The sequence below is a fragment of the bacterium genome, from assembly GCA_024226335.1.
Lineage (GTDB): Bacteria > Myxococcota_A > UBA9160 > SZUA-336 > SZUA-336 > JAAELY01.
In genome coordinates this window covers 1-3,396 of record JAAELY010000107.1, presented here as the reverse complement: position 1 = coordinate 3,396, position 3,396 = coordinate 1, and the positions used below count along the sequence as shown (strand labels likewise).

Here is a 3,396-nt window from a genome sequence, read left to right as displayed (position 1 = left end):
CGGGCTCGACCTGAAGGAAGCGCAGAGCGGAACCGGGATCGGCTCCGGTGGCGGCCAGGCGACCGTGGATCTGGATCTGCGGAACACCCCGCCGACCGTCCTGCACAATCTGAACACGCCGACGATCGCGGCACTCAACGGGGGCGCGGCTGGCTACGGCATGGATCTGGCGCTGGGTTGCGACATCCGCGTGGCCGCCGAAGGTTCGAAGCTCGCCGCCGCATTCACGAAGCGCGGCGTGCTGCCCGAGAGCGGGGGCACCTGGTTGCTGCCGCGTCTGATCGGTTGGGCCAAGGCGTCCGAGATCATCTTCACCGGTCGCACCCTCAGCGCGACCGATTGCCTGGAACTCGGTCTCGTCAACAAGGTGGTTCCGGCCGAGTTGCTGATGAAGGAAACCCAGGCTCTCGCCCAGGAGATCGCCGACAACGCGCCGCTCGCCGTCCAGGCGTCGAAACGTATGATGCGCCTGGGCATGGAGGACGGTTTCGACGATCACGTCCATCGCGTGTTCCTGCAGTTGCTGCCGTTGTTTCGCACCGAGGACTTCCGCGAGGGATTCATGTCCTTCCTCGAGAAGCGCAAGCCGGAGTTCAAGGGACGCTAGCGCCGGGATCGCCCGACCTTCCAAATGGCTTGCCTTCCGAAATCTGCCAGCGTAGGATTCAAACGAACGTTTGATTTGGAGCGTCCCCTGCGATGAGCGAACCCACCGGCGAGAGCCGGGTCGATACCAAGCAGCGCATCCTGAGCGTGGCCGAGCGAATCTTTGCGGAACGCGGGATTGCGGCCACGTCGCTCCGAGCCGTGACCTCTGAAGCCGGTGTCAACCTGGCCGCCGTGCACTACCACTTCGGATCCAAGCGCGGTCTGCTCAACGCGGTGATCGCTCGGCGCATCGCGCCTTCCAACCAGGAGCGATTGAAGCGGCTCGATCAACTCGAGACGGCCAGGGAAATGCCCGCAGTCGAGGAGATCCTCCGGGCGTTCCTCGATCCCGTGCTGCGGGACGAAGAGATGGGCCAGGTGCGCGGTATCCCGGCCCTCTTGTACAGCGAGCCCGAAGAGCTGAAGGGCGAGTTGATCATCGAGTTGTTTGGCGAAGTCAGTCAGCGTTTTTGTGCAGCCCTGGGACGAGCGTTGCCTCATCTTCGGGAACCGGAGGTTCTCGAGCGCTTCAAGTTCGTGGTCGGAGTGATGGTGCACGTGATCGCAGGGCACTACGAGATCGAGATCGAGCCGGGAAGCTCTCTCGTGCGATCCGCCGAGCAACGCGTGCAAGCCATCGTTTCCTTCCTGGCGGCGGGTCTTTGTTCGCCTGCGTTCGTAGCGGTTCCAATGGGGAAAGATTGATGCGAACCCTGAAATTCGCGATTCCGGTTCTCGTACTGGCGGCGTGTATTGCCGGGGCGGCGACGCTCGTCGCGACCCGGCCCACGGTGGATGCGAGCCCACCCGCGCGCTTCGCGCCATTGGTTCGTGTGATCGACGTACAACCCGAAACACTGCGGCTGCGGGTGAAGACACAGGGAACGGTCGAGCCTCGGACCGAGAGCGATCTGATTCCCGAAGTTTCCGGTCCGATCGTCTGGATCTCGAATTCGCTGGTTTCCGGAGGGTTCTTCGAGAAGGACCAACCCCTCGCGCGCATCGATCCGCGCGATCTCGATGTTGCACTCGAACGCGCCCGCGCCAGTCTCGCGCGCACGCGCAGCGAGTACTCGCGAGCCAAGAAAGAACTGGAGCGCGTCGCACGTCTGACCGATCGCAACGCCGCGAGTCAGGCACAACACGACGATGCGAGCAATGCCGAGCAGGTCACGCGGGCCGCGTTGCGCGAAGCGTCGGCTTCTCTGAACCAGGCGGAGCGCGATCGAGACCGCACCGAGATTCGCGCGCCCTTCGCCGGACGCGTTCGCGAAAAGGGCGTTGACGTCGGGCAGTTCGTGAAGCGCGGCAATCCGATCGCGAAGATCTACGCGATCGAGTACGTGGAGATCCGCCTGCCGATCGCCGACGATCAACTCGCGTTCATCGATCTTCCGATCTGGTACCGCGGCGATGAGTCCGAACAACTCGGACCCGAGGTCTCGCTGACCGCTCAGTTTGCAGGCGCCGAGCGCAAGTGGACGGGCCGGATCGTGCGCACCGAAGGCGAGATCGACCCGAAGTCGCGCATGGTGCACGTGGTAGCGCGAGTCGACGATCCCTACGGCCGCGGGCCCGACGACACTCGACCGCCTCTGGCCGTGGGACTCTTCGTGAATGCGGAGATCCTGGGTCGAGAGGCTGAGGGAGTCCTGAGCGTTCCGCGCTCCGCACTGAACAACGACCGTCTGATGGTCGCGGACACGCAGGACCGACTGCGTTTCCGCGATTCCGAGATCATTCGCCGGGACCACGAACGCGTACTGATCCGCGTCGGTCTTGGCGAAGGCGATCGCGTGATCGTGTCCGCGATTTCTACCGCCGTCGACGGAATGCTCGTGCGCCCAGTGAGCCGTGAGGCATCGGGAGACGACTCGTGAAGTCGATTGTCGCCTGGTTCGCCGAGAATAGAGTCGCCGCCAATCTGCTGATGTTCATGCTCGTGATCGGCGGAGCCATGGCGCTGTTCCGCATCCCGCAGAAACCCTTCCCCGACATCGATGTGGATATCGTCACTGTCGCGGTCGAGTATCGCGGCGCCGCTCCAGAGGAAGTCGAGGAAGGCGTATGCGTTCGCATCGAAGAAGAGATCGACAGCGTTGACGGGATCGACAAGATCCGCTCCACGGCAGTCGAGGGATCGTGCGCGGTATTTGTCGAGGTCATGCAGGGCGCAGACGCAAAGGTGGTGCTCGATGACGTGAAGACGCGCGTCGATGCGATCAGCACGTTTCCCGACGAAACAGAAAAGCCGGTCATCTCTCGTGTCACTCTGCGCAGGCCCGTGATCGATGTCGTGATCTCCGGTGAAACGGACGAGCGCAGCATGAAAGAATTGGGACAGAGACTGCGCGACGAAGTGAACGCAATTCCCGGCATCACGCAGACCTCTCTGTCCTCCATCCGACCTTATGAGATCTCGATCGAGGTACCCGAGGAGTCCCTGCGTCGTTTCGGAATCAGTTTCGATCAGGTGGTACAGGCGGTGCGCTCGTCTTCCCTCGACCTTCCGGGAGGGAGTATCAAGACCCGGGGCGGCGAGATTCTGTTGCGCACGAAAGGCCAGGCCTACACCGGAGCCGACTTCGAGAACGTGGTCGTGCTTACGCGCAGAGACGGCACACGAGTGACGATCGCCGATGTCGGACGCGTGATCGACGGATTCGAGGACATCGACCAGTTTTCTTCGTTCGATGGCGAGTCCGCCGTGACGCTCAGCATCTTTCGCGTCGGAGACCAGGACGTGAT

General features: G+C 62.8%; 4 protein-coding genes. All 4 read left to right on the top strand.

The features are described from left to right. Positions 1–607: hypothetical protein (locus GY725_04740; protein MCP4003483.1), on the top strand; the 607-nt coding region annotated here is incomplete at its 5' end. A 92-nt stretch (positions 608–699) separates the two neighbouring features. Then, the gene (locus tag GY725_04735) at positions 700–1,353 is read left to right on the top strand and encodes a TetR/AcrR family transcriptional regulator (protein ID MCP4003482.1); all 654 of its coding nucleotides are present in this window, start codon (positions 700–702) and stop codon (positions 1,351–1,353) included. Further along, positions 1,353–2,528: an efflux RND transporter periplasmic adaptor subunit gene (locus tag GY725_04730; GenBank protein ID MCP4003481.1), complete on the top strand. Its 1,176-nt coding sequence runs from the start codon at positions 1,353–1,355 to the stop codon at positions 2,526–2,528. Before GY725_04735 ends, GY725_04730 begins: the two co-directional genes overlap by 1 nt. Beyond that, positions 2,525–3,396, top strand: an 872-nt coding sequence (locus tag GY725_04725) for an efflux RND transporter permease subunit (protein MCP4003480.1), incomplete at its 3' end; no start/stop codon positions are given. The genes GY725_04730 and GY725_04725, both read left to right, overlap by 4 nt.

Excerpts from the sequence above, each read along its gene's own strand:
- GY725_04735 (MCP4003482.1), top strand. The coding sequence starts at position 700 with ATGAGCGAACCCACCGGCGAGAGCCGGGTCGATACCAAGCAGCGCATC.
- GY725_04730 (MCP4003481.1), top strand. The coding sequence starts at position 1,353 with ATGCGAACCCTGAAATTCGCGATTCCGGTTCTCGTACTGGCGGCGTGT.